At 72.9% G+C, this 23,219-nt stretch carries 22 protein-coding genes; 16 read left to right on the top strand and 6 right to left on the bottom strand.

Annotation, left to right across the window (positions count from 1 at the left end; genetic code table 11):
• Positions 1-98: 98 nt before the first annotated feature.
• A complete protein-coding gene (locus B7R87_RS01155; protein WP_006350962.1) occupies positions 99-917 on the bottom strand; it encodes an SAM-dependent methyltransferase in 819 nt (272 codons plus the stop codon).
• 313 nt (positions 918-1,230) lie between these two features.
• On the opposite strand from B7R87_RS01155, the gene B7R87_RS01150 reads away from it, so the two are divergent.
• Genes B7R87_RS01150 through B7R87_RS01140 form a run of 3 tightly spaced genes read left to right on the top strand, consistent with a single transcriptional unit; the run spans position 1,231 to position 3,550 of the window.
• Entirely contained in the window at positions 1,231-1,938 is a 708-nt protein-coding gene (locus B7R87_RS01150; protein ID WP_006350963.1) for an ABC transporter permease, read from the top strand.
• The gene (locus tag B7R87_RS01145; protein ID WP_006350964.1) at positions 1,935-2,612 is read left to right on the top strand and encodes an ABC transporter permease; all 678 of its coding nucleotides are present in this window, start codon (positions 1,935-1,937) and stop codon (positions 2,610-2,612) included. The genes B7R87_RS01150 and B7R87_RS01145 overlap by 4 nt, the downstream gene beginning before the upstream one ends.
• Positions 2,609-3,550, top strand: coding sequence for an ABC transporter substrate-binding protein (locus tag B7R87_RS01140; protein ID WP_006350965.1), 942 nt, complete (start codon positions 2,609-2,611; stop codon positions 3,548-3,550). Before B7R87_RS01145 ends, B7R87_RS01140 begins: the two co-directional genes overlap by 4 nt.
• A gap of 13 nt (positions 3,551-3,563) precedes the next feature.
• Here B7R87_RS01140 and B7R87_RS01135 read toward each other — a convergent pair whose 3' ends face one another.
• Together B7R87_RS01135 and B7R87_RS01130 are read right to left on the bottom strand one after the other, a co-directional pair.
• The gene (locus B7R87_RS01135; RefSeq protein WP_187144593.1) at positions 3,564-4,718 is read right to left on the bottom strand and encodes a hypothetical protein; all 1,155 of its coding nucleotides are present in this window, start codon (positions 4,716-4,718) and stop codon (positions 3,564-3,566) included.
• 88 nt (positions 4,719-4,806) lie between these two features.
• Complete coding sequence (locus B7R87_RS01130; RefSeq protein WP_006350967.1) at positions 4,807-5,970, bottom strand: ABC transporter ATP-binding protein; 1,164 nt, start codon at positions 5,968-5,970, stop codon at positions 4,807-4,809.
• A gap of 247 nt (positions 5,971-6,217) precedes the next feature.
• On the opposite strand from B7R87_RS01130, the gene B7R87_RS01125 reads away from it, so the two are divergent.
• The 3 genes from B7R87_RS01125 to B7R87_RS01115 all read left to right on the top strand — a co-directional run bounded on the left by B7R87_RS01125 (position 6,218) and on the right by B7R87_RS01115 (position 9,601).
• Entirely contained in the window at positions 6,218-7,357 is a 1,140-nt protein-coding gene (locus B7R87_RS01125; protein ID WP_130585405.1) for a glycoside hydrolase family 5 protein, read from the top strand.
• Positions 7,358-7,497: 140 nt separating this feature from the next.
• Positions 7,498-8,796, top strand: coding sequence for an alpha/beta fold hydrolase (locus tag B7R87_RS01120; RefSeq protein ID WP_006350969.1), 1,299 nt, complete (start codon positions 7,498-7,500; stop codon positions 8,794-8,796).
• Between the two features lie 52 nt (positions 8,797-8,848).
• The gene (locus B7R87_RS01115; protein ID WP_006350970.1) at positions 8,849-9,601 is read left to right on the top strand and encodes a PIG-L deacetylase family protein; all 753 of its coding nucleotides are present in this window, start codon (positions 8,849-8,851) and stop codon (positions 9,599-9,601) included.
• Positions 9,602-9,641: 40 nt separating this feature from the next.
• On the opposite strand, the gene B7R87_RS01110 is transcribed toward B7R87_RS01115, so the two are convergent.
• Positions 9,642-10,823, bottom strand: a complete 1,182-nt coding sequence (locus tag B7R87_RS01110) for a sulfite oxidase (protein ID WP_006350971.1) — start codon at positions 10,821-10,823, stop codon at positions 9,642-9,644.
• A gap of 288 nt (positions 10,824-11,111) precedes the next feature.
• On the opposite strand from B7R87_RS01110, the gene B7R87_RS01105 reads away from it, so the two are divergent.
• Positions 11,112-11,747 carry a helix-turn-helix domain-containing protein gene (locus B7R87_RS01105; protein ID WP_006350972.1) on the top strand — a complete coding sequence of 212 codons (636 nt, stop codon included), beginning with the start codon at positions 11,112-11,114 and terminating at the stop codon, positions 11,745-11,747.
• 7 nt (positions 11,748-11,754) lie between these two features.
• On the opposite strand, the gene B7R87_RS01100 is transcribed toward B7R87_RS01105, so the two are convergent.
• Positions 11,755-12,774 carry a hypothetical protein gene (locus tag B7R87_RS01100; protein WP_040917118.1) on the bottom strand — a complete coding sequence of 340 codons (1,020 nt, stop codon included), beginning with the start codon at positions 12,772-12,774 and terminating at the stop codon, positions 11,755-11,757.
• A gap of 352 nt (positions 12,775-13,126) precedes the next feature.
• On the opposite strand from B7R87_RS01100, the gene B7R87_RS01095 reads away from it, so the two are divergent.
• The 9 genes from B7R87_RS01095 (at position 13,127) to B7R87_RS01055 (ending at position 22,640) form a co-directional block, all read left to right on the top strand.
• Entirely contained in the window at positions 13,127-14,725 is a 1,599-nt protein-coding gene (locus B7R87_RS01095; RefSeq protein ID WP_006350974.1) for an ABC transporter substrate-binding protein, read from the top strand.
• 71 nt (positions 14,726-14,796) lie between these two features.
• Positions 14,797-15,762: an ABC transporter permease gene (locus B7R87_RS01090; protein ID WP_040917127.1), complete on the top strand. Its 966-nt coding sequence runs from the start codon at positions 14,797-14,799 to the stop codon at positions 15,760-15,762.
• Entirely contained in the window at positions 15,755-16,621 is an 867-nt protein-coding gene (locus B7R87_RS01085) for an ABC transporter permease (RefSeq protein ID WP_006350976.1), read from the top strand. The genes B7R87_RS01090 and B7R87_RS01085 overlap by 8 nt, the downstream gene beginning before the upstream one ends.
• Before the next feature lie 320 nt (positions 16,622-16,941).
• Complete coding sequence (locus B7R87_RS01080) at positions 16,942-17,874, top strand: ABC transporter ATP-binding protein (RefSeq protein WP_045853204.1); 933 nt, start codon at positions 16,942-16,944, stop codon at positions 17,872-17,874.
• Entirely contained in the window at positions 17,867-18,562 is a 696-nt protein-coding gene (locus B7R87_RS01075) for an ABC transporter ATP-binding protein (protein WP_006350978.1), read from the top strand. The genes B7R87_RS01080 and B7R87_RS01075 overlap by 8 nt, the downstream gene beginning before the upstream one ends.
• A gap of 132 nt (positions 18,563-18,694) precedes the next feature.
• Positions 18,695-18,889 carry a hypothetical protein gene (locus tag B7R87_RS01070; protein WP_006350979.1) on the top strand — a complete coding sequence of 65 codons (195 nt, stop codon included), beginning with the start codon at positions 18,695-18,697 and terminating at the stop codon, positions 18,887-18,889.
• Between the two features lie 415 nt (positions 18,890-19,304).
• Positions 19,305-19,784: a hypothetical protein gene (locus tag B7R87_RS01065; RefSeq protein ID WP_130585404.1), complete on the top strand. Its 480-nt coding sequence runs from the start codon at positions 19,305-19,307 to the stop codon at positions 19,782-19,784.
• Positions 19,785-20,235: 451 nt separating this feature from the next.
• Complete coding sequence (locus tag B7R87_RS01060; RefSeq protein ID WP_006350981.1) at positions 20,236-21,360, top strand: PLP-dependent cysteine synthase family protein; 1,125 nt, start codon at positions 20,236-20,238, stop codon at positions 21,358-21,360.
• Positions 21,357-22,640, top strand: a complete 1,284-nt coding sequence (locus B7R87_RS01055) for an MFS transporter (RefSeq protein WP_006350982.1) — start codon at positions 21,357-21,359, stop codon at positions 22,638-22,640. The genes B7R87_RS01060 and B7R87_RS01055 overlap by 4 nt, the downstream gene beginning before the upstream one ends.
• 56 nt (positions 22,641-22,696) lie before the next feature.
• On the opposite strand, the gene B7R87_RS01050 is transcribed toward B7R87_RS01055, so the two are convergent.
• A complete protein-coding gene (locus B7R87_RS01050; RefSeq protein WP_006350983.1) occupies positions 22,697-23,212 on the bottom strand; it encodes a GNAT family N-acetyltransferase in 516 nt (171 codons plus the stop codon).
• Between the last annotated feature and the right edge of the window lie 7 nt (positions 23,213-23,219).

Below are 23,219 nucleotides of genomic sequence, written 5' to 3'. Positions count from 1 at the left end.
AGCCCGGCCCGCCGCCGGGGCGTGGGCCCGCCCCGGCGGCAGTCACCGCTCCGTACCCCCGTTCCGTGCCGTACGGGTACGGGTGCGGAGCGCGGGCGTCACGCCTTGCGGCCGACCCCGCCCAGCGCGATGACCTCGCCGTCGGTGACCGTGTCCGGCGCCGGGCGCCACTGCGACAGCGGTACGACACCCGGCTCCAGCAGCTCCAGCTCCTCGAAGAACCCGGCCACCTCCGCCGGGCTCCGCAGGAAGTACGGCGCGGCCCCGCTGGCGTTGTACTGCCGGGTGGCCTCGGCGTTGCCCGCATGGGTGTTCACACTGTCGTTGAAGACCAGATAGCTCCCCGACGGCAGGGCGTCCATCAGCGTCCCCACGATCGACCGGGCCTCCTCGTACGTGGAGACGTGGCCGATCACCTGCATCAGCGTCAGCGCCACCGGACGGCTGAGGTCCAGAATGTCCCTGGCCTTGCCGAGGATCGCCACCGGATCGTGCAGATCGGCGTCGATGTAGTCCGTGGCGCCCTCGGGGGTGCTCACCAGCAGCGCCCGGGCGTGCGCCAGGACCAGCGGGTCGTTGTCCACGTACACGATCCGGGACGAGGGCGCGGCCCGCTGGGCTATCTGATGGGTGTTGTCGGCCGTCGGCAGACCGGTGCCGATGTCGAGGAACTGACGGATCCCCACCTCGCGCGCGAGATAGGTCACCGTACGGGCGAGGAACGCCCGGGAGTCCCGCGCCAGGTCCACGATCCCGGGGAACGACTGCCGGAACTCCTCCCCGACCTCCTGGTCGACGGGGTAGTTGTCCTTGCCGCCCAGCCAGTAGTTCCAGACCCGGGCCGAATGCGGGGCCCCGGTGTCGAACTCGGGATGCCGCGACCTGTCCGTCCCACTGTCCGGCGTATCGGCTGTCATAGAGGTGAACCTCCCGGCTCGTCGTGCGATCTCGTTCTGCGCGGTTCAACCTAGTGCCGCTCCGGCGGTCGGTTGACAGCGGGTGGCCGTACGGCCCCGGGGGCGGACCGTCCCGGTCCCGCCGGGCCATCCGTCCGTCCGGGCGCCCCGGCCGGTCCGGCCGGTCCGGTCCGGGCCGCCGCATGATCTGCCCGGCCCCCCGACGTCCCGGCCGTGTTCCCGGCCCGCGGCGTCGCCCGTTCGGCCCCGGCGGCGCGCGGCCCGGCCGCCCCCGCGCTCGAATGGGCAGACGACCGCGTTCGGGAGGTGGACCGTGCCCGGGAAGTGGACCGCGCCCGGCGCCCCGCCGGACGACTGCCTCGCCCGCAACGAGTGGATCTGCGGCGCCTATCTCTCCACCCGCCGCGAGATCCTCCAGGACGCCGTACTCCAGCACCTCCAGCTCACCGCCGTCTCCGTGGCGCTGGCCGTCGTCGTCGCCGTACCGCTCGCCGTCGCCGCCCGCACCGCGCGCTGGGCCGCGGGACCGGTCCTCGCCCTCACCACGATCCTCTACACCATCCCGTCCCTCGCCATGTTCTCCCTGCTGCTCCCGGTGTACGGGCTCTCCGCCTCCCTGGTCATCGCCGGGCTGGTGCTGTACTCGCTGACCCTGCTGGTACGGAACATCCTCGCCGGGCTGCGCGCCGTCCCCGAAGAGACCCGGCAGGCCGCGCGGGGCCTGGGCTACGGACCGCTCAGACTCCTTCTCACCGTCGAACTCCCGCTCGCGCTGCCCGCCGCCATGGCCGGACTGCGGATCGCCACCGTCTCCGCGATCTCCCTGGTCACCATCGGCGCGATCGTCGGCTACGGAGGTCTCGGCAACCTCATCTACGCCGGGATGAACACCTACTTCAAGGCCCAGGTCCTCACCGCGTCCGTACTCTGCGTCGTCATCGCCGTCGCCGCCGATCTGCTGCTCCTCCTCGCCCAGCGACTCGCCACCCCCTGGGCCAAGCACCAGGGCGGAGCCGAGTGAACACCCTCTCCCAGGCCTGGTCCTGGCTGACCAGCGCCGACAACTGGTCCGGCGACGGCGGCATCACCCAGCGGCTGACCGAGCACATCGTCCTCACCGTCGTCTGCCTCGTCCTGAGCTGTCTGATCGCCCTCCCGGTCGCCCTCGTCCTCGGCCACCTCGGGCGCGGGGGCGCGCTCGCCGTCAATATCGCCAACGCCGGGCGTGCCGTGCCCACCTTCGCCGTCCTCGTACTGCTGCTGCTCAGCCCGGTCGGCAACTTCGGCGAGGGGCCCACGGTCATCGCCCTCGTCCTGTTCGCCGTGCCACCGCTGCTCACCAACGCGTACGTCGGCATGCGCGGCGTCGACCGGGACGTCGTCGCGGCCGCCCGCGGCATGGGCATGACGGGCAGCCAGCTGCTGCGCGGCGTCGAGCTGCCCCTCGCGCTGCCGCTGATCCTCACCGGTGTGCGGATCGCCGCCGTACAGCTCGTGGCCACCGCGACCATCGCCGCCCTCGCGGGCGGCGGCGGACTGGGCCGGATCATCACCGCGGGCTTCAATCTGGCCTCCACCCCGCAGGTCGTCGCGGGCGCCGTCCTGGTCGCCGCGCTCGCCCTGCTGGTGGAGGGCGTCTGCGTGCTCGGAGAGCGGCTCGTCCCGGCCGGTGCACGACAGGCGGAGCACCGATGAACCGCCGCCCCTTCGCCACCGCCCTCCTCCTGCTGACAGTGCTCACCGGCTGCACCACCGGACCGTCGCTGGAACACCGGGGAGACATCACCGCACCCCCCGGCAACAGCCGCGACCTGACCGTCGGCTCGGCCGGCTTCACCGAGAGCGACCTGCTCGCCCAGATGTACGCACTGCTCCTCCGGCACGCCGGCTACCGGGCCACCGTCCTCTCCGTCACCAACCGGGAGCTGTACGAACCGGCACTGGAGAGCGGCCGCATCGACGTCGTACCCGAATACGCGGCGACCTTCGCCGACTGGCTGAACGCCAAGACCAACGGACCCGACGCACCCACCGTCGGCTCACCCGACCTGACGAAGACCATGACCGAGCTGCGCCGACTGGCCGCACCCCGCGGACTGACCGTCCTCGACCCCGGCCGCGCCGTCGACCAGAACGCCTTCGCCGTGACCCGCGCCTACGCCGCCGAGCACCACCTCAAAACCCTCAGCGACCTGGGGCGCTCGGGGCTCCCGGTACGGCTCGCCGCGGGCGACGAATGCGTCCGGCGACCCTACTGCGAACCCGGGCTGCGCAAGACGTACGGCATCGACATCGTCGCCGTCGACCCCAAGGGAGTCGGCACCACCCAGGCCAAACAGGCGGTCGAGAGCGGCCGCGACCAGATGGTGCTCACCACGACCACCGACGCTACGCTCGACCAGTTCGGACTGGTCCTGCTCGCCGACGACCGGCACCTCCAGAACGCCGACTACATCGTGCCTGTCGTCAACCGCGCCCGCGCGGGCGGCCCCGGTGTCGTCCGGGCCCTCGACCCCCTCAACACCGTCCTGACCACCGCCGATCTGGCGTCGATGAACAAACAGGTCGACAGCTGGCGCCGGCTCCCCGAGGACGTGGCCCGCGCCTATCTGCAGTCGAAGGGCCTCCTGTGAACCGGAGGCGTGCTTACCCCGCGACCGGGGGAGCAGGAGTCGCATGGAGCTGTTCGAGCCGCCGCCGGAGCACCCGCAGCGCGCCCCGCTGACGGCCCGGCACCCGCTGCCGCAGGGCGACCAGCCGCGGCGCGGCGGCCCGGGCCCGCTCCGCGTCCGCGATCTGCTCCCACTGGTGGTGCGCCCGGTCGACCGCGCCCTCCACATCGGGGTCGTCAGCCGTCTGCTGCCGGGTGAGCCGGGCCTCGGCCGCGGCCATCCACAGCTCGCAGCTCAGCGCCGGATCGCCCGCGAGCCGGGCCAGATCGGCGCGGACCTCCAGCCAGTGCACCGCCTGGAGGGAACCGGGGCCGTACGCGCGCAGCTCACGCTGCTCCCAGGCCGCGGCGACGGCCGCCGCCTCGCCGTGCCGTCCCGCCTGCGCCGCCGCCAGAATCGCCGGATGCGGGTCCTCCACGGGCGCCGGAGCCGGAGCGGCCTGCGGGGGTACGGCCGCGGGGAAGGGCATCGCCGGGGCCGGGGCCAGGAACAGCGCACCCGCCGCATCCGACTGCAGCGCCGCCTGCTCGTGCAGCGCGGCGGGATCCGGCCGCGCGCCGCTGCGCCAGATCGCGGCACACGCCGCCAGATACGACGGTACGGCCGCCTCCCGGCGGTCCGGGGGCGGTGCCACCCGCCCGTAGAGCCGGATCGCGGAACCCAGCGCCAGCAGCCGGGGCCCCTCGTCGGTCAGCCGCCGCCAGACTTCGGGGGCGGTGACGAGGTCGACGACGACGGTCGTCGTCCCGGGGCGGCGGATCGTCAGTTCGGAGGCCAGCCAGTGCCACGGCAGCGCTGTGTAGCGCAGCGTGTGGGGCGTCGTCCGGGCGAGCGCCAGATGCGGCAGGTGCTGTCGGCGGTCGAGCTGGAGCTGCCCGGCGACGTACAGGAACAGCGGGCCCTCCGCCGTCGCGGCGGCCCGGATGCGCGTCAGTACCGTCTGCGGGTCCAGCGGGTCCGCCAGCTCGACGACCGTGGCCGCCCGTGTCCCCGTCAGCGCGCTCGGCGGCACCGCGGCCAGCGCGGGCAGCACCGCCCCGGCGTCCACCAGACGCCCCTTCCCGACCGGCGCCGCCGCGATGAGCAGCGCGGTCCCCGGCGCGGTCGTTTCCCCACCCGTGATCAGCACACCAGCACCGTAGCCCAAACCGGTGACCCCCTCGTCCCGGTCCGCCACCACGGGCGGCCCGCCGCCCGGGTCCGCCTCGCCGCATGCGTCAGGCGTCCGCCACCGAGTCGAAGTCGACGTCCTCCCGCGCCACGCCCTTCGCCTCCGCGTCCACCGAACGGCGCAGCGCCTCGTGGAGCTTGGCCGGGGTCAGCACACCGGCGAAGAGGTCGCCGTCCAGGACCGCGACCCAGCCCGCGTCGTGCTGGAGCATCTCCCCGAACGCCTTCTTCAGCGGGGCACCCAGCGGAACCCAGGCCTCCATCCGCCGGGTCAGTTCGCCGACCGTGCCGCCGTCCCCGGCGATGGAGAGGGCGTCCGCGGCGACCCAGCCGCGCAGTTCACCGCCGGGGCCCAGCACCACGGCCCAGCGCGCGCCCTCGGTACGCAGCCGGGCGGCGGCCGTGTCCGCCCGCTCGTCGAGCCGGGCCACGGGAGGCTGTTCGAGGTCACCGGCTTCGATACGGGTGACCGAGAGCCGCTTCAGCCCCCGGTCCGCGCCGACGAACCGGGCCACCTCGTCGGTGGCGGGAGCGCCGAGCACCGCCGCCGGGGTGTCGTACTGGGCGATATGCCCCTGCCCGTAGACCGCGATCCGGTCACCCATCCGGACCGCCTCCTCGATATCGTGCGTGACCAGGAGGACCGTCTTGCGCACCGTCGCCTGCAGGGACAGGAACTCGTTCTGGAGGCGTTCGCGGACCACCGGGTCGACCGCGCCGAACGGCTCGTCCATCAGCAGCACCGGGGGATCGGCGGCGAGCGCGCGGGCCACCCCGACCCGCTGGCGCTGACCGCCGGAGAGCTGGGCCGGATAGCGGGAGCCGTAGACCTCGGGGTCGAGCCCGACCAGGTCGAGCAGTTCCGCCGCCCGGGCCCGGGCCCGGGCCTTCTTCCAGCCGAGGAGCGCGGGGACGGTGGCGGTGTTGTCGAGGACCGTACGGTGGGGGAAGAGCCCGGCCTGCTGGATGACGTAGCCGATCCGGCGGCGCAGCCGCACCGGGTCGACGGTCGAAATGTCCTCGCCGCCGACGGTGATTCGGCCTGACGTGGGCTCGATGAGCCGGTTGACCATCATCATCGTGGTCGTCTTCCCGCAGCCCGACGGGCCCACGAGGGTGACGAGTTCGCCCTCGGCCACCTCGAACGAGAGGCCGTCGACGGCGGTCGTGCCGTCCGGGTACACCTTGGCGACCTGCTCGAACCGGATCATGCCCTCACGCTAGAAGGGGGACCGGGGGCCCGCACACGGTCGGCGACCGTCCGGGGGCGGCCGCCGGTGGGCACCGTGCACCGCCCGCACCACAGGGCACCCGGTGCCCCGGGGGCGCAGCCACCCGCCATTTTTGTCATGACCCTTGCAAGGGTGGCGCGGTGCTGCTTCCATCCGGGTTAGGAAACTTTCCTAACCATCCCGGGATCCCCACGAACCCCCACGAAGCAGGAACACGGGAGACACCATGAAACCCTCGGGCCACTCCTGGCGCAGTCTGGGCTGTATCGGGGCGGTCACCGCCGCCCTGCTCCTCGGTCTCGCGGCCGCCCCTTCGGGCACCGCCGGCGGACCGGACACCGCGGTCGCCGCCGAGGCCGGGAACGCCGCCTCCGCCGAACGCCCGGCGGACACCCGCCCGGCGAAGGCCGCCGAACCGCCCGCGGGCACACCCGCCGCGGTCAACGGACAGCTCAGGGTCTGCGGCACCAAGCTCTGCAACGAGCGCGGCAGGCCGGTCCAGTTGCGCGGCATGTCCACCCACGGACTCCAGTGGTATCCCCAGTGCGCCACCGGCGGAGCGCTCGACGCCCTGGCCCGGGACTGGAAGGCCGATGTCGTACGCCTCTCCCTGTACGTCCAGGAAGGCGGCTACGAGACCGACCCGCGCCGCTTCACCGACCTCGTCAGCGGACTGATCGACCAGGCCTCGGAGCGCGGACTGTACGCCGTCGTCGACTGGCACATGCTCACCCCCGGGGACCCCCACTACAACCTCGCCCGGGCGAAGACCTTCTTCACCGAGATCGCCCGCCGCCACGGCCACCGCGAGAACCTGCTCTACGAGATCGCGAACGAGCCCAGCGGAGTCTCCTGGCCCCGTATCAAGAGCTACGCCGAGCAGCTGATCCCGGTCATCCGGCGGGTGGACGCCGAGACCCCCGTGCTCATCGGCACCCGGGCCTGGTCGTCCCTCGGCGTCTCCGAGAGCTCCGACGAGTCCGAGGTCGTCGCCGACCCCGTGAACGCCGCGAACATCATGTACACCTTCCACTTCTACGCCGCCTCGCACCGGGAGGAGTACTACGCGGCCCTGTCGCGCGCCGCGAACCGGATCCCGCTGTTCGTCACCGAGTTCGGCACCCAGAACTACGCGGGCGAGGGCGCCGACGACTTCGCCATGGCCGGGCGCTACCTCGACCTGCTGGCCGAGAAGAAGATCAGCTGGATCAACTGGAACTACTCCGACGACCACCGCTCCGGAGCCGTGTTCAAACAGGGCACCTGCGACCGCGGCGGGCCCTGGGCCGGGACGTCGTCCCTCAAAGAGGCCGGGAAGTGGATCCGCAGCCGGATGAGGACCCCGGACGACTTCGGCACCTCCTGACCCCCGCTCCGCCGACCGGCCCCCTCCGTACGGCCGAGGCCGCCGCTGCTCCGCCGCGGGCGACCCACGCCCGCCCATGGGAGACCCGTGTGATCCCATGGGCGGGCGTGACCTCGGAAGAACACACGGCAGGAGCCCCAGTGACCCGCTACCACCAGCCCGGCGCCGTCCTCACGGACCACCGGTTCCTCGTCCCTCTGGACCACACGGACCCGGACGGGGCGCAACTGGAGCTCTTCGGCCGGGAGATCGTCGCCCCCGGGCGCGCCGGTGACGAGCTGCCCTGGCTGGTCTATCTCGAAGGCGGGCCCGGTTTCGGCGCCCGCCGTCTCTGGGGCCGCCAGGCCTGGCTGGGCCGGGCCCTGGAGGAGTACCGCGTCCTCCTTCTCGACCAGCGCGGAACCGGCGCCTCCAGCCCGCGGAACCGGCAGTCGCTCGCCGCCCTCGGCTCCCCCTCGGCCCAGGCCGACCACCTCGCCCTCTTCCGCGCCGACAGCATCGTGCGCGACTGCGAGACGGTACGCACCCGGCTCACCGGCGGCGCCCCCTGGAGCGTCCTCGGCCAGAGCTTCGGCGGTTTCTGTGCCACCCACTACCTCGGCACCGCCCCGGAAGGACTCCGGGAGGTGTTCATCACCGGTGGACTGCCGTCCCTCCACCACCATGTGGACGACGTCTACCGGGCCGCCTACTCGCGCGTTCAGCGCAAGGTGGAGGCCCACTACGACCGCTACCCGATGGACGTGGACCGGGCCCGCCGTATCGCGGCCCATCTCGCCGAGCACCGCACCGTACTGCCCGGCGGCTACGTCCTGACCCCGGAGGCCTTCCAGTCCCTCGGTCTGATGCTCGGCACGTCCGACGGCAGCCACCGCCTCCACTATCTGCTGGAGGACGCCTTCATCCGGGCCGGTGACCGCTTCGAACTCTCCGACGCCTTCCAGGAGTCGGCCCTCGCCGCCCTCTCCTTCGCGGGCCACCCCCTCTATGCACTGCTCCACGAGGCCTGCTACGGGGGCCAGGGCGGCCGCCCCACCGCCTGGGGCGCCGAACGGGTCCGCGCCGAGTTCCCGCAGTTCGACGCCCGTACGGCCCTCGACGGCGATACGCCCCTGCTGTTCACGGGCGAGACCATCCACCCCTGGCACTTCGAGACCGACCCCGCCCTGAGCCCCCTGCGCGAGGCCGCCGAACTGCTCGCCCACCGCGCCGACTGGCCCGCGCTCTTCGACCCCGCCCGGCTCGCCGCCAACGAGGTCCCCGTCGCGGCCGTCGTCTACCACGACGACATGTACGTCGACACCGCCCACTCCCTGGAGACGGCGCGTGCCGTCCGCGGGCTGCGCACCTGGGTGACCGACGAGTACGAGCACGACGGCCTGCGGACCGGACCGGCCGTACTCGACCGGCTGATCGGCCTGGTCCGCGGCGAGATCTGAGCCGTACCCCGCAGGCCCGGGCGGGGCGGGCCCGGCGACGTATCCTGCGATCATGACCGACGCCACGGACCACCCCACACAGCTCGCGCCGATGCCCGACGACTGGCAGCGGGCCCTGGCGGTCGTCGCCCACCCCGACGACCTCGAATACGGCTGTGCCGCCGCGATCGCCGGATGGACCGACGGCGGCCGTGAGATCGCCTACCTCCTCGCCACCCGCGGGGAGGCCGGCATCGACACCCTGCCGCCCGCCGAAGCCGCCCCGCTGCGCGAACGCGAGCAGCGGGCGAGCGCCGCGGTCGTCGGGGTGACGGCCGTCGAGTTCCTCGACCACCGCGACGGTGTCGTCGAGTACGGCACCGCGCTGCGCCGCGACATCGCCGCCGCCATCCGCCGCCACCGGCCCGAGCTGGTCATCACGCTCAACCACCGGGACACCTGGGGCGGCACGGTGTGGAACACCCCCGACCACCGGGCGGTCGGCCGGGCCACCCTCGACGCCGCGGCCGACGCGGGCAACCGGTGGATCTTCCCCGAACTCGTCGAGGAGCAGGGCCTCGAACCGTGGGACGGCGTCCGCTGGGTCGCCGTCGCCGGTTCCACCAGTCCCACGCACGCGGTGGACGCGGGCCCCGGCCTCGAACGCTCCGTCGCCTCCCTGCTGGAGCACCGCACCTATATCGAGGTGCTCACCGACCAGAACCCGGAGGAGTACTGCCGCGGCTTCCTCACCGGGATCGCCGAGACCACGGCCGCCCGCTTCGGCGGCCGCCCGGCCGTCGCCTTCGAACTCTTCTCCCGCTGACCCCGCCCGGCGACCGCGAGCCGCCGGGCGCCTGCACCGGTCAGACGACGGTCACCGGATGCCGTACCACGGCGTCGAAGAGATACCCCTGGGTGTTGTGGACCGTCCGGTCGGGCTGGGTGTTCCCGGCCCGGTCGGTGGTCCGCGCCAGCACCGCTCCCGGGCCCGTCCGCTCCGGCCGCCAGGGAAACGTCCAGCGCGTCAGACCGCCCCGGGCGGGCGGATCGCAGAGCCGCGCCGCCGCCCAGGTGGCTCCGGAGTCGGTGCTCACCTCCACCCGGTGCACGGGGGCGTGGGCGGACCAGGCCCGCCCCGTGATCCGGTGCCGCCGCCCCGCCTCCAGGGCCGCCCCGGACTCCAGCTCCACCAGGCTCTTCACGGTCTGCCGGGACAGCGGCGGCGACCCCTCCACCGGATGGGCCGCCCCGAACAGCCGGTAGAAGCGGGTATCCCACGGCGAGGACTGCGGCGCCTCGGCGACCTCGATGTCGCCGACCCACTTCACCGACGCGATACCGATCCACGACGGCACGATCAGCCGCACCGGGAATCCGTGGTCAGGGGGGAGCGGCTCCCCGTTCATTTCGTACGCGAGGATCACGTCGTCGACGGCCTTCGCGATCGGCAGCGGGCGCCGCACCCGGCCCAGGTCCACCCCGTCGACGGCGAACGGGTCGTCGAGTCCGCGCGGCATCACCGATACCGCCGACGGCGACACCCCGGCCAGTTCCAGTACGTCCCGCAGCCGCGCCCCGCGCCAGCGTGCCGCCCCCACCGCGCCGAGCGTCCACGGCGTACCGCTCACCCGCTCGCCCTGCTGGCTGGTGAAGAAGCTGCGGCCGTTGCCCGCGCACTCCACCACGGCGGTCCTGGTCACGGAGGGCAGGGAACGCAACTGCCCGTAGCCGAAGTCCACCGGCCGCCCGCCGCGCAGCCCACTGCCCCAGAGCGTCAGCTTCCAGTCCCGTTCGTCGATGACGGGCGTGGAGGTGTGGTTGCGGACGAAGAAGCGGTCGGCGGGGGTGAGCGTCCCGGTGCCGCGTAAGGCATCCTGACGGGTTTCGGCGTTCGTTCCCCGCAGGGTGAACACTTCGGGCGGCAGCGGTTTGACGATCCCCGGCGCGGCGGCAGCCGGGGCGGCGGACCCCAGGGCCAAGGGCGCGGAGAGCGGTGCGGCGGCGAGCAGCCTGAGGAGATCACGGCGGTGGAGAGCAGGGGACACGGAGGCCTCCGGACGGCTTTGGACGGCGAAGAGCGCACGGAGACACCCCGGGAACGGGGCGGGTGCGCGGAAAGCAGCGAAGACACAGAGGGGCTTCGCAGTGATGGTTCTCGTCAGCTGCGACAACAGAGCCGCGAGCGGCACAGGGCGGTGTCCTGGGCTCTGGGGGGCTCCGGCGCGACGACCATGCCCGGATCCTAGACCGCATCCGGCGCCGTACGGTACCCCCGCCCGCCCGGACCGATCTGCCGGATTGACAAACGGCCTTGCTGCTTCTGCAATGGACTCATGACAGATGGACAGCGGCACGGGGACCGGAGCACGGCGGCGGACGACGATGGCGGGACGGACGGGATCGGTGCCGTACTCGACGAGGTGGGCCCGAGGCTGCGGCGGATCCGGCGGGAGCGCGGCGCCACCCTCGAAGCGCTCTCCGAGGCCACCGGCATCTCCGTCTCCACCCTCTCGCGGCTGGAGTCCGGGCAGCGCCGGCCGAGCCTGGAGCTCCTGCTGCCGCTCGCCCGTGCCCACAAGCTGCCGCTGGACGAACTGGTCGGGGCGCCGCCGGTCGGTGACCCCCGGGTGCGTACGCAGCCGATCGTCCGCGACGGCCGGACGATGCTGCCGCTGACCCGCAGGCCCGGCGGCCTCCAGGCGTACAAACTGATCCAGCAGCCGGGCCCCGGCGAACCGGACCCCCGGACCCACGAGGGCTACGAGTGGCTGTACGTCCTCTCCGGCCGGCTCAGGCTCGTCCTCGGTGACCACGACATCGAACTGGGCCCGGGGGAGGCGGCGGAGTTCGACACCCGCGTCCCCCACTGGTTCGGCACGGCGGGCGACGCCCCTGTGGAGTTCCTGAGCCTCTTCGGCCCCCAGGGCGAACGCATGCACGTCCGCGCCCGGCCCCGCCGGGGGGAGTGAGGCCCGGTCAGCGCCCGGTCGGGGGCAGCTTGAGATCCGTGCAGCCGTGCCGTGCGACCGCGCGCTCCGCGAACGCCCGGAAGGCGGGCGGGCCGAAACGTTCGCCGGTCGCCCGGCCGTCCGGCGCCGTCCGTGCCTCCGGCGGCAGATATCCGGTGAACGTGCTCCGCACCGCGTCCCCGGGGCACCGGGCGCTGCCCCACAGCCATGAGCCGTCCGCTCCGGCATCTCCGGAGCGACCGGTGAAGTCCCCGCCGCTCCGCTGCGCCGCGGCGAGGCCGAAGCGGGCCCGGAAGACATAGGCGCCGTCGAAGTCCGCGGATGTGACGGTGCACCCCTCCATCAGGCCGCCCCCGCCCGGTGGGGTCTCGTGGACGGTGTCCAGCCGTCGGTCGCGGGCGAAGGGCAGCCCGGCGCACGCCCCGTCCGCCTGCCCGACCGGTTCCGCGGCGGGTACGGGGGGAAGCGCGGTCAGCGCCTCGCCCGCGCGTGGCTCGCAGTCCCATCGCCCGGCGGCCTCGACAGCCGTCGCGGTCGCGAACCGGGCCCAGAACAGATCGGAATCCGCCCAGCCGCCGAGCCGGTGCTCGTCCTGTTCCTCACGGGATCGGTAGGAGTTCACCGAGACCGCGATCCGGTCCTCGCTGTTCCGGCAGCCGACCACGATCACCGTGAGGTCGCCGTCCGACGACCCCTGCCAGCCGCCGCCGACCGGAGCGGGCGACCGCTTGCCGCGGAAGTCGGGAACGACCCGCGCGACACGCTCCTCCTCGCCTTCGCGCAGTCGCGCCACGACCACCTGCAGCCTCCGGGACTGCAGTCCGCAGGCCCAGGCGTCCTGACGCAGTCGACGGTCGTTCTCCAGCATCGTGCCCACCGGCAGTCCCTCGAACAGCGGGCCCTCCCGATGGGCGAGCAGTCCACCGCAGAAGGAGTCCATCGCGTCCTCGAACCGCCAGCGGGCGCCGGTGTCGCTCTCCCGCCACCAGATCCAGCCCGCCACGAGCACCGGTACCAGCACCGCCACGGTCCATGGAACCACCTTGCCCCAGACCGGCTGTGGCATCCGTATCGCCCGTCGCACCTGTCCACCCCCTGTCGTCAACGGCCGGACCGTCCGCCCGTGCCCGCACCGGAGCGGGACCTCCCGCCCCGGGACCGGCACAGGGTACGGGGCACCCGTACCGGGTCCGAGGCGGCGCGCGCCGGGTGCGCGGGCCAGGCGTGTGGCCCCGGTCACAACGCCGCGGGAGGGGTGTCCCGGTTTCAGGAGGCCCCGGTGCCCCGTGGCCTGTACATGATGTTTAATTGCGAGGAATTCGCAACAACGGTTGATCTTCATTAGGGGTGTGGGTACCGTGTCCGCTCCATCGGCCCGCGTGGCCCGTTCCGGCCACCGGATACACCGGGCGGCGGCCGTCGCCCTGGCGGCTGCGCTCACCGCGGGAGCCACCGCCTGCTCGAATCCGGGCAGCGGCTCCGCGGGCGGCGCCAAGGATTCGGCCGTCGTCGGCATCGCCACCGAGCCCGAGAGCCTCAGCCCCCTCCTCGGCTTCGGCAAGGACGGCAACTCCAAGATCTTCGACGGGCTGCTCGCCATGGGCCCCGACATGCAGCTGAAGCCCGCGCTCGCCGCCGCCCTCCCGAAGGTGAGCCCCGACGGGCTGACGTACACCTACACCCTGCGCAAGGGCGTCACCTTCAGCGACGGCAAGCCGTTCACCGCCGAGGACGTCGTCTTCACCTACAAGACCGTCCTCGACCCGAAGACCAACAACGCCTCCCGGTCCGAGCTGGACGCCGTCAAGGACGTCACGGCTCCCGGCGGCGACACGGTCGTCTTCACCCTCAAGTACCCCTACGCGCCCTTCGCCCAGCGCACCGTCCACCCGATCGTGCCCCGGCACGTGCTCGTCGGACAGGACGTGAACACCGGCCCCTTCACCACCCGGCCCGTGGGCACCGGCCCGTACCTCCTCAGCTCCTGGTCCAAGGGCGAGAAGCTCACCTTCAAGGCGAACCCCTCCTACTGGGGCGGCGCGCCCGCGGTGAAGAAGTTCACCATGGCGGTCATCAAGGACGACGACGTCCGGGCCACCCGGCTGCGCGCCGGCGACCTCGACGGCGCCATCCTCCCGCCCAACCTGGCCGAGGGCTTCAAGGGCGACAAGTCCAGGAAGACGCACGCGGCCACCACGTACGACTACCGCACCGTGACCCTGCCCACCGGCAACAAGGTCACCGGCGACCTCGCCGTCCGCCGGGCGCTCGACGTCGCCGTCGACCGCAAGGCCATGGTCGACAAGATCCTCGAAGGCGCCGGGAAGCCCGCCTACGGCCCCGTCCCCACCGACAGCGAGTGGTTCGCCAAGGGCACCGAACGCACCCACGACCTCGACCGGGCGAAGCAGATCCTCGACGAAGCGGGCTGGAAGCCGGGCGGCGACGGGATCCGGGTGAAGGACGGCGTCCGCGCCGAGTTCCCGCTCTGGTACCCCTCCGGCGACAAGCTCCGCCAGGACCACGCCCTCGCCTACGCCTCCGACGCGAAGAAGGCGGGCATCTCCGTCAAGACCCAGGCCGGCACCTGGGAGGTCATCGAACCGCGGATGAAGCAGGACGCGGTCCTGGCCGGCGGCGGCTCGCCCGGCGACCCCGACTTCGACCAGTACCTGCTGCTCACCTCCTCCCTCGCGGGCGACGGCTTCAACAACATGGCCTGGTACGACAACCCGGCGGTGGACCAGGCCCTGGTCAAGGGGCGGCAGAGCGGCGACAAGGCCGTCCGCAAGTCCGCGTACGAGACCGTCCAGCGCGAACTCGTGAAGAACCCCGGCTACACCTTCCTCACCCACATCGACCATCTGTACGTCGTCAACGACAAGTGGGACGGACTGAGCACCCAGGTCGAGCCGCACGAGCACGGTCTGGCCTCCGGCCCCTGGTGGAACGTCGAGGACTGGACGCCGAAGAAGTGACCGGCGCCCTCACCGAGGGGACCGGGGAGAAGGCGGCGCCCCGCACCGGGCGCCGCCTGCCCTGGGGCCCGATGGCCCGCATGGCGGGCCGCCGGGCCCTCTTCGCGTTCCCGGTCCTCCTGATCGTCACCTTCGGCGTGTTCGCCGTCGCCGCGGCATCGCCCTTCGACCCGGTCAAGGCGTACACCGGCACCGCGGGAATGACCGCGACCCAGGAGGATCTCGACCGCATCCGCGCCAATCTCGGCGTCGACGAACCGCTCGTCAGCCGCTGGTGGAACTGGCTGACCGCGGCGCTCCAGGGCGACCTCGGGGACTCCAGCGTGCTCCGCCAGCCGGTCGCCGACGCCATCGGTGAACGCGTCGGCTGGTCCGTCCTCCTCGCCGTGACCGCCTTCGCCCTCGCCGTCGTCCTCGGTACGGTGCTCGGCGTACTCGCCGCCCGCAGCCGCGGCGGTCTGCTGGACCGCACGGTCAGCTCCGCCGCCTACACCCTGGAAGCCGCGCCCGCGTTCTGGCTGGGCCTCCTCGTCATCTGGGTCTTCGCCCTCCGGCTCGGCGCACTGCCCGCGGGCGGGCTCACCGACACCGGAAGCGACACCGTCACCTTCGGCCAGGTCGCCACGCATCTCGTGCTGCCCGCCACGGTCCTCGGCATCACCCAGATGCCGTGGTTCTTCCTCTACGTACGCCAGGGGGTCGGCGACGCCCTCGACGAGGACCCGGTCCGCGGCGCCCGCGCCCGGGGCATCAGCGAACGGACCGTGCTGCTGCACCACGCCCTGCGCTCCGGGATGCTGCCCATGCTCACCCTGATCGGCTCCCGGGTACCCGAACTGATCACCGGGGCGCTGCTGGTGGAGACCGTCTTCAGCTGGCCCGGGATCGCCGCCGCCACCGTCTCGGCGGCCACCTCCGTCGACTTCCCGCTGCTGGCCGCGCTCACCGTGCTGGCGACGGCAGCGGTGCTGATCGGCAATCTCCTCTCCGATCTGCTGTACGGACTGGCCGACCCGAGAGTGGGCTTCGATGGCTGACGTCGTATGGCGTTCCCGTGGACGCACCCGCCGCTCCACCCGCACCGTCCGGGTCACCGTATCGGCGGTGATCGTCGCGGCCGTCGTCCTGGCGGTCCTGATCGTGCCGCCGGTCGTCCAGCTCGACGAACAGGCGGTCGACCTCTCGCAGAAGCTCCAGCCGCCGTCCCTCGCGCATCCCTTCGGCACCGACGACGTCGGCCGGGACCTGCTGCTGCGCTCGGTGTACGGCCTGAGGATCTCCCTGCTCGTCGGACTCGTCGCCGCGCTGGTGGCCACGGTCGTCGGAACTCTGGTGGGCGCAGCGGCGGCCACCTTCGGCGGCTGGGTGGACCGGGTCGTGATGCGCCTGGTCGACACCTTCTCGTCCGTACCGCACCTGCTGCTCGGCATCTTCGTCGTCGCCATGTTCCGGCCCGGGGTCTGGCCGGTCATCGCCTCGGTGGCCGTCACACACTGGCTGTCGACGGCACGCATCGTCCGCTCGGAGGTGCTGTCGCTGCGCTCGCGCCCGTACATCGACGCGGCGATCTCCGGCGGAGCCTCCCGCCTGCGGGTCACCGGCCGCCATCTGGTGCCCGCGGTACTCCCGCAGGCGGGCCTGGCGGCCGTGCTGATGGTCCCGCATGCGATGTGGCACGAGTCCGCGCTCTCCTTCCTGGGCCTGGGCCTGCCGAGCCACCAGGCCAGCCTCGGCAATCTGATCCAGACCGCGCGGGGTTCGCTGCTGGCGGGCGACTGGTGGCCGACGCTCTTCCCCGGCCTGTTCCTGATCATCCCGACGCTCGCCATCGCCGGCCTCGCCGGAGCCTGGCGGGAACGGATGAACCCGCGACGCCGATCGGAGTTGATGCTGTGAGCGACGCACGCGCGGCCGCCGGGTCGCAGTCGGCGGCGATGGGTGCACCTCTGAGCCGCGGGGGCGGAGAAGCGAACGGAAGGGGCGCTGTGAGCGACGCACGCGCGGCCGCCGGGTCGCAGTCGGCGGCGATGGGTGCACCTCTGAGCCGCGGGGGCGGAGAAGCGAACGGAAGGGGCGCTGTGAGCGACGTGAGCGATCTGGCCGACCTGGGCGATGCCCGCGCGGCCGCCCGGGTGTCCGTGGCCGCCGCCCGGACCGGCAGCGAGGGCACGGCGTCCCCGGTGCTCTCCGTACGCGATCTCTCCGTACGGTTCCGGATGCGCGGCGGCCGTCATGTCGCCGCCGTCAGCGGTGCGAGTTTCGACCTGGCGGCGGGGGAGTGCCTGGCCCTGGTCGGTGAGAGCGGCTGCGGCAAGTCCGTACTGGCGTCGGCGCTGCTGGGGCTGCTGCCGGGCAATGCGCAGACCGCCGGTACCGCCACCGTCGCCGGGACCGAGCTGCTCGGTGCCGACGAGCACACCCTGGCGCTTACCGTACGGGGGCGGCTGGTCGGTCTCGTACCGCAGTCACCGGCCGCGCACCTCACCCCCGTCCGGACCGTCGGCGCCCAGATCGAAGAGACCCTGCGGGAGCTGACCGGTCTCTCCCGCAAGGCGGCCCGTTCGGCCGCCGTCGCTGCGGCCGAACGCGCCGCGTTCCCCGCGGACCATCTGGACCGCTATCCCCATGAGCTGTCCGGAGGGCTCGCTCAGCGCGCCGCCACCGCGCTCGCCCTGATCGGTGACGCCCCTCTGCTGCTCGCTGACGAGCCGACCACCGGCCTCGACCGCGATCTGGTCAACCGGACCGCGGACGAACTGCGCCGCCACACCGACGACGGCCGGGCCCTGCTGATGATCACCCATGATCTGGCGGCGGCCGAGCGGATCGCTGACCGGGTCGCCGTGATGTACGCGGGCCGGATCGTCGAACTGACCGGTGCCCGTGGTTTCTTCGGTGAGTCCGGGCCCCGCCATCCGTACGCCCGTGGACTGCTGAACGCCCTGCCCGAGCGCGACTTCACCGCCGTCCCGGGGCTGCCGCCCGAGCTGAGTGACCTGCCCGAGGGCTGCGCCTTCGCCGCCCGCTGCGACCGGGCCGGGGAACGCTGTGCCGTCCGGCCCGCGTTCACGGACGGTGTCGCCTGCCACCACCCGGTGACGCCGGCGGCCGCCCGGGCCGCTTCGACGAAGGACGTGCACCGTGCTTGAACTGACCTCGGTCACCGCGGGGTACGAGCGGGGTGTCGCGGTCGTCCGTGATGTGTCGCTCACCCTCGCGCCCGGCGAGGCCGTCGGGCTGCTGGGCCCGAGCGGCTGCGGAAAGTCCACCCTCGCCCGGGTCGCCGCGCTGCTGCACCGGCCCTGGTCCGGCGGGGTCGTCGTCGACGGCGTGCCCGTCCGGGGCTGGCGGTACGGCGCCCCGCGCGAACTGCGCACCGCGATCGGCGTCGTGTTCCAGCAGCCCCGGCTCTCCGCCGATCCCCGGCTGACCCTCCAGGACCTGATCGCTGAGCCGCTGCGGGCGACCGGCCGCCGGGCCGAGGCGGCGGGCCGCACCGCGGAACTGGCCGCCGAGGTGGGGCTGACGGACGATCTGCTGCGCCGCCGTCCGCACGAGGTGAGCGACGGACAGTTGCAGCGGGCGTGTCTGGCCCGCGCCCTCGTGCTCCGCCCCCGGTGGCTGGTCTGCGACGAGATGACCGCGATGCTCGACGCGTCGACCACCGCCGCGCTGGTGGCGGTCGTCGAAACCTACCGCCGCGGGACCGGTGCCGGTCTGCTGGCCGTCGGACACGACAGGGTGCTGCTGGAGCGCTGGTGCGACCGGACCGTGCACTGGGACGAGGTGGCTCCGGCCGGTGCCGCTCGCGGTGCTCAGCGCCCGACGGGCGTCTGAACTCCGCCGGTAACTCCGCTCCGGCCGCCCAACCACCCGTCCGGCGGACACGCCGGAAGGCTGTACGGACCCTTCGCTACGCCAGACTGGCCGACGAAAGCCGCAAATTGGGCGCGGCGGAGGAGGTTGGTGATGGTCGTCTCGATGTCGGTGCTGCTGCTTCTGGTGATCCTGGCAGTGGTCTTCCTGCGCAACGGCGGGTTGAAGTTCTCCCACGCCATCGTCTGCGCCCTGCTCGGCTTCTTCCTCGCGGGCACCAGCATGGCGCCCACGATCCACGAGGGCGTCGCGGCGACGGCGGAGGTCGTGAGCGGCCTTCAGCCGTAACAGGGCAGTGGGCAGGGCCCGGACCGGGTCCCGGAGCGGCGCCGACTCCGCTCCGGGAGCCCGGCCCGGTGACGGCGGCCGCCCGGAGGTGGTGGGCGGCCGCCGACTCGCACCATCCCCTGGCGCTGTCCGCCCGGAGCGGAACTGCGCCCGCCGGGGCCGTGTTCCTTCCCCGGCAGGTACCGGCTGCCGGACGAGCGGCCAGTGAACCCACCGGGAGGTTGCGACGACGTTGCGTCCGCCCGCCGCCCCGGAACCGACTCCGCCGACACCGCCGGACCTGCCGGACCCGGCGGGCCGGGTTTCCGTCGATGGTGAAGCCGCGCCGACGCGCAGGGAATGATTACGGCCATGCACGGCCGGATCGGGAAGTGCGAGTTGCGCTTGTCGCCGGAGAAGCGGTTATGATCACGGCATGATTACGGAGCGGCCCGCCATTGGTATGCCGCGGTCCTCGGAATTACGGGGACCGTGGCATCTGGTGTGGCTCGCACTCCTTGTCCTCGGGCTGGTGTTCACCCATGGAGTGAACCGGGAAAGCCCCTTCGCGCATATCGCCGGTGCCGCCGCCACGGCGGATACCCCCGGCCACTTCCCACCCGCGGCGACAGTGGAACGCGCCGCGACTGCGGCCCCCCTGGCACCCCGACCGGCCGCGGTCCCCTTCGGTGCGCACGCCGGTCTCTCCGCGCATTCCGACGGTTCGGCCCACCCCGCCGAGCGGTGCATGCCCGGCCAGCCGCAGCTCAACAGCGGTACGGCCGGGCCTGGTTCGGGCCCACCGCCGCCCGGCGCCGTCACCGCCCGGACCACGCGCGCCGTCGCAGGCGACAGCATCGACGACCGCGCCGCCGCACCCCGCTGCGCTCCCGTGACGGGCATCCTGCGGATCTAGGACTTGTCCGGGCCCACTGACGTCCCGGCCCGCCCTCCTTTTCCCTCCGCCCTTTTCGCGCAGTCGGCGATACGGTGCAACGCGCCCGGATTCCCCTTTCGACCGTGATGGTTCGGCCCTGCCCGAAATCACCGGCGAACAACGGGAATTGCACTGCCGAAGTATCGAACCGCCCACTGCCGATAAAGATTCGCCGCCAGGTGGAAAAACCTCTTCCCTTTCCTCGGTGATTCCCCCTGCCGGTTTCCTCTGCCGGAAAGCGCTGCCCATGGTGGCAGCCGCCGCGCAGCCCGTCCGTTTCGCGTCTCCCCGGCCCGTCTCCGCCTGCCGCTCCCGCATGCCCGTCACCGGTTTCCCGAACACCGGTCGGCATGCACCCGCGGCCGCCGGCCCGCCGGGGTGCCCGCAGCGCCCGTAACCCCCGTGGTTCGACGAACGAGAGCACACAACGATGACCACCTCCCCGCCCTTCGGCACCAGCCGCCCCACCCGTACCGCTGCACACTCCGGCCCCGCCGCCCGCACCGCACTCTCCGGGCTGGTCGGCAACACCCCTCTTCTGCGGGTCACCGAGCCCTTCACCACCGGCGACCGCGGCTTCTGGGCCAAGCTGGAGGGCTTCAACCCCGGCGGCATCAAGGACCGGCCGGGGCTCTACATGGTCGAACGCGCACATGCCCGGGGCGAGCTGCGCCCCGGCGGCCGGATCATCGAGTCCACCAGCGGCACCCTCGGTCTCGGACTCGCCCTCGCCGGCCTCGTCTACGGCCACCCGGTCACCCTGGTGACCGACCCCGGTCTGGAACCGTCCATGACCCGGCTGCTGACCGCCTACGGAGCCGAGGTCGACATGGTCCGCGAACCGCACCCCACCGGCGGCTGGCAGCAGGCCCGCCGCGACCGGGTCGCCCAGCTGACCGGTGAGCACCCCGGCTCCTGGTGCCCCGACCAGTACAACAACCCCGACAACACCACCGCCTACACCCCCCTCGCCCTGGAGATCGCCGCCGAACTCGGCCAGGTCGACGTCCTGGTCTGCAGCGTCGGCACCGGCGGCCATTCGGCCGGAATCTCCCGGGTGCTGCGCCAGCTCTATCCCGGGCTGCGCCTGGTCGGCGTGGACACCGTCGGCTCCACCATCTTCGGACAGCAGGCCGGACCCCGGCTGATGCGCGGACTGGGCTCCAGCATCTACCCCCGCAACGTCGCCTACGCGAACTTCTCCGAAGTCCACTGGGTGAACCCCGCGGAGGCGGTATGGGCCTGCCGCACCCTGGCCGCCTCCCACTACGCCACCGGCGGCTGGAGCGTCGGCGCGGTCGCCCTGGTCGCCGGATGGCTGGCCCGCACCCTGTCGCCCCACACCCGGATCGCCGCCGTCTTCCCCGACGGGCCCCAGCGCTATCTCGGCACCGTCTACGACGACGACTACTGCGCCGCGAACGGGCTGCTCGGCAGTCCGCCCGCCGCGGAACCCGACGTCGTGGCACGGCCCGACGAGCCGGTCACCCGCTGGACCCGCTGCGGCACGGTCGTCGACCCGCTCGCCCTCACCGGCGGGAGCGCGAACCGGTGACGGGCACCCTCGGTGCCTTCCGGAGCCACGAACGCAGCGTCCGGCTGCTGATGGTCAACCAGTTCACCATCAACCTGGGCTTCTACATGCTGATGCCCTATCTGGCCGTCCACCTCTCCGGCTCCCTCGGGCTCGCGGGCTGGGTCGTCGGACTGGTCCTCGGCGTCCGCAACTTCAGCCAGCAGGGCATGTTCCTCGTCGGCGGCGCCCTCGCGGACCGCTACGGCTACAAACCGCTCATCGTCGCGGGGTGTCTGCTGCGGACCGTGGGCTTCGCCGCCCTCGGATTCGTCGACTCACTGCCCGCGCTGCTCGCGGCCTCCGCGGCGACCGGGCTGGCCGGAGCCCTGTTCAACCCCGCGGTACGGGCCTATGTCGCGGCGGACGCGGGCGAGCGCAGGGTGGAGGCGTTCGCCCTCTTCAACGTCTTCTACCAGGCGGGCATTCTGCTCGGCCCCCTGGTCGGGATGGTCCTGACGGGCGTCGACTTCCAGCTGACCTGCCTGGTGGCAGCCGGAGTGTTCGCCGTACTGAGCGCGGTGCAGATCCGCTCGCTGCCCGCCCGGCGGGGCGCCGCGGCCGAGCCCGCCACCGGGAAGGATCCCGGCGGAGGATGGCGCACGGTGCTCACCAACCGGCCCTTCCTGCTCTTCTCGGCCGCCATGACCGGTTCCTACGTCCTGACCTTCCAGGTGTATCTGGCGCTGCCGCTGGAAGTGAGGCGACTCGGCGGCGACGGAACCTCCGGCACGGTGTCGGTGGCACTTCTCTTCGCCGTCTCCGGGCTCTCGACGATCCTGTTCCAGCGCCGGGTCACCGACTGGTGCCGGGCGCGTACGGAGCCGGGCCGGGCGCTCGTCCTGGGGCTGCTGGTCATGGGCGCGGCCTTCGTCCCCCTGGCGGCGGCGACCGCGCTGCCCCTGCCCGAGGGTGGCCCGGGGCGGACCGCGCTCGCCGTCGTCCCGCCCGTGCTGGCCGCACTGCTGCTGGCCCTGGGCACGATGATCGCGTACCCCTTCGAAATGGACACCGTCGTCCGGCTCGGCGGGGAGCGGCGCGTCGCCACCCACTACGGTCTCTACAACACCGTCTGCGGAATCGGGATCACCGTAGGCAATCTGCTGACCGGCGCGGCCTTGGACACGGCGCGCGACGCGGGGCTCCCGGCCCTGCCGTGGACGGTGCTGACCGCGCTCGGCCTGCTCTGTGCCCTGGCCCTGCACACCCTGCACCGTACGGGACGCCTCACCGCCCCCGTACCGGCCGCCGCCCCCGGCTGACCGGCCCGGCACCGGACCGTGCGCTGCCCGTCGACCACCCGGCGGTTGCTCGTTGGTTACTCGTCGATCCCGAAGGCCGGCGGGTAGTGGACGGTTCCGGCCGGCGCGGGGCGGCCCGGGTCGAGGGTCAGGGCCATCATCGCCTCGTCCGGCACCTCGAACGGGGCGCGGATACCGAGGGTGGAGGCCGGGACGAAGCCGAACCGCGGATAGTACGAGGGGTGTCCGAGGACCACGACGGTGTTCTCGCCGAGGTCCCGGGCGGCGTCCAGCGCGGCCCGGACGGCCGCCGCCCCCGCGCCCTGCCGCTGGTACGAGGGGCTGACCGCGCAGGGCGCGAGGGCGAGAGCCGGTTCCGTCCCGACCCGGCAGCGGGTGAGCAGGGCATGCCCGGCGACCCGGCCGCCCTCCGCCACCGACAGCAGGGAGAGACCGTCGATCCACGCCTCCGGATCGGCCCGCAGGGCCTCGACGAGATCGGCCTCCAAGGCGGTCGGGAACGCGGCGAGGTTGATCTCACGGACGGCCGCGATATCGTCGGCGGTCTCCGGGCGGGTGGTCCATGCGGTCATGTAGGGG

It is taken from the genome of Streptomyces tsukubensis (assembly GCF_003932715.1).
In the GTDB taxonomy this organism is placed as follows: Bacteria; Actinomycetota; Actinomycetes; order Streptomycetales; family Streptomycetaceae; genus Streptomyces; species Streptomyces tsukubensis.
Note: the sequence above shows the minus strand (reverse complement) of the source record. Positions and strands in the feature narration are given on the sequence as shown.

Excerpts from the sequence above, each read along its gene's own strand:
- B7R87_RS01060 (WP_006350981.1), top strand. The coding sequence starts at position 20,236 with ATGACCACCTCCCCGCCCTTCGGCACCAGCCGCCCCACCCGTACCGCT.
- B7R87_RS01070 (WP_006350979.1), top strand. The coding sequence starts at position 18,695 with ATGGTCGTCTCGATGTCGGTGCTGCTGCTTCTGGTGATCCTGGCAGTG.
- B7R87_RS01085 (WP_006350976.1), top strand. The coding sequence starts at position 15,755 with ATGGCTGACGTCGTATGGCGTTCCCGTGGACGCACCCGCCGCTCCACC.
- B7R87_RS01105 (WP_006350972.1), top strand. The coding sequence starts at position 11,112 with ATGACAGATGGACAGCGGCACGGGGACCGGAGCACGGCGGCGGACGAC.
- B7R87_RS01115 (WP_006350970.1), top strand. The coding sequence starts at position 8,849 with ATGACCGACGCCACGGACCACCCCACACAGCTCGCGCCGATGCCCGAC.
- B7R87_RS01050 (WP_006350983.1), bottom strand. The coding sequence starts at position 23,212 with ATGACCGCATGGACCACCCGCCCGGAGACCGCCGACGATATCGCGGCC.
- B7R87_RS01090 (WP_040917127.1), top strand. The coding sequence starts at position 14,797 with ATGGCCCGCATGGCGGGCCGCCGGGCCCTCTTCGCGTTCCCGGTCCTC.
- B7R87_RS01155 (WP_006350962.1), bottom strand. The coding sequence starts at position 917 with ATGACAGCCGATACGCCGGACAGTGGGACGGACAGGTCGCGGCATCCC.
- B7R87_RS01065 (WP_130585404.1), top strand. The coding sequence starts at position 19,305 with ATGATTACGGAGCGGCCCGCCATTGGTATGCCGCGGTCCTCGGAATTA.
- B7R87_RS01140 (WP_006350965.1), top strand. The coding sequence starts at position 2,609 with ATGAACCGCCGCCCCTTCGCCACCGCCCTCCTCCTGCTGACAGTGCTC.
- B7R87_RS01130 (WP_006350967.1), bottom strand. The coding sequence starts at position 5,970 with ATGATCCGGTTCGAGCAGGTCGCCAAGGTGTACCCGGACGGCACGACC.
- B7R87_RS01125 (WP_130585405.1), top strand. The coding sequence starts at position 6,218 with ATGAAACCCTCGGGCCACTCCTGGCGCAGTCTGGGCTGTATCGGGGCG.
- B7R87_RS01080 (WP_045853204.1), top strand. The coding sequence starts at position 16,942 with ATGCGCGGCGGCCGTCATGTCGCCGCCGTCAGCGGTGCGAGTTTCGAC.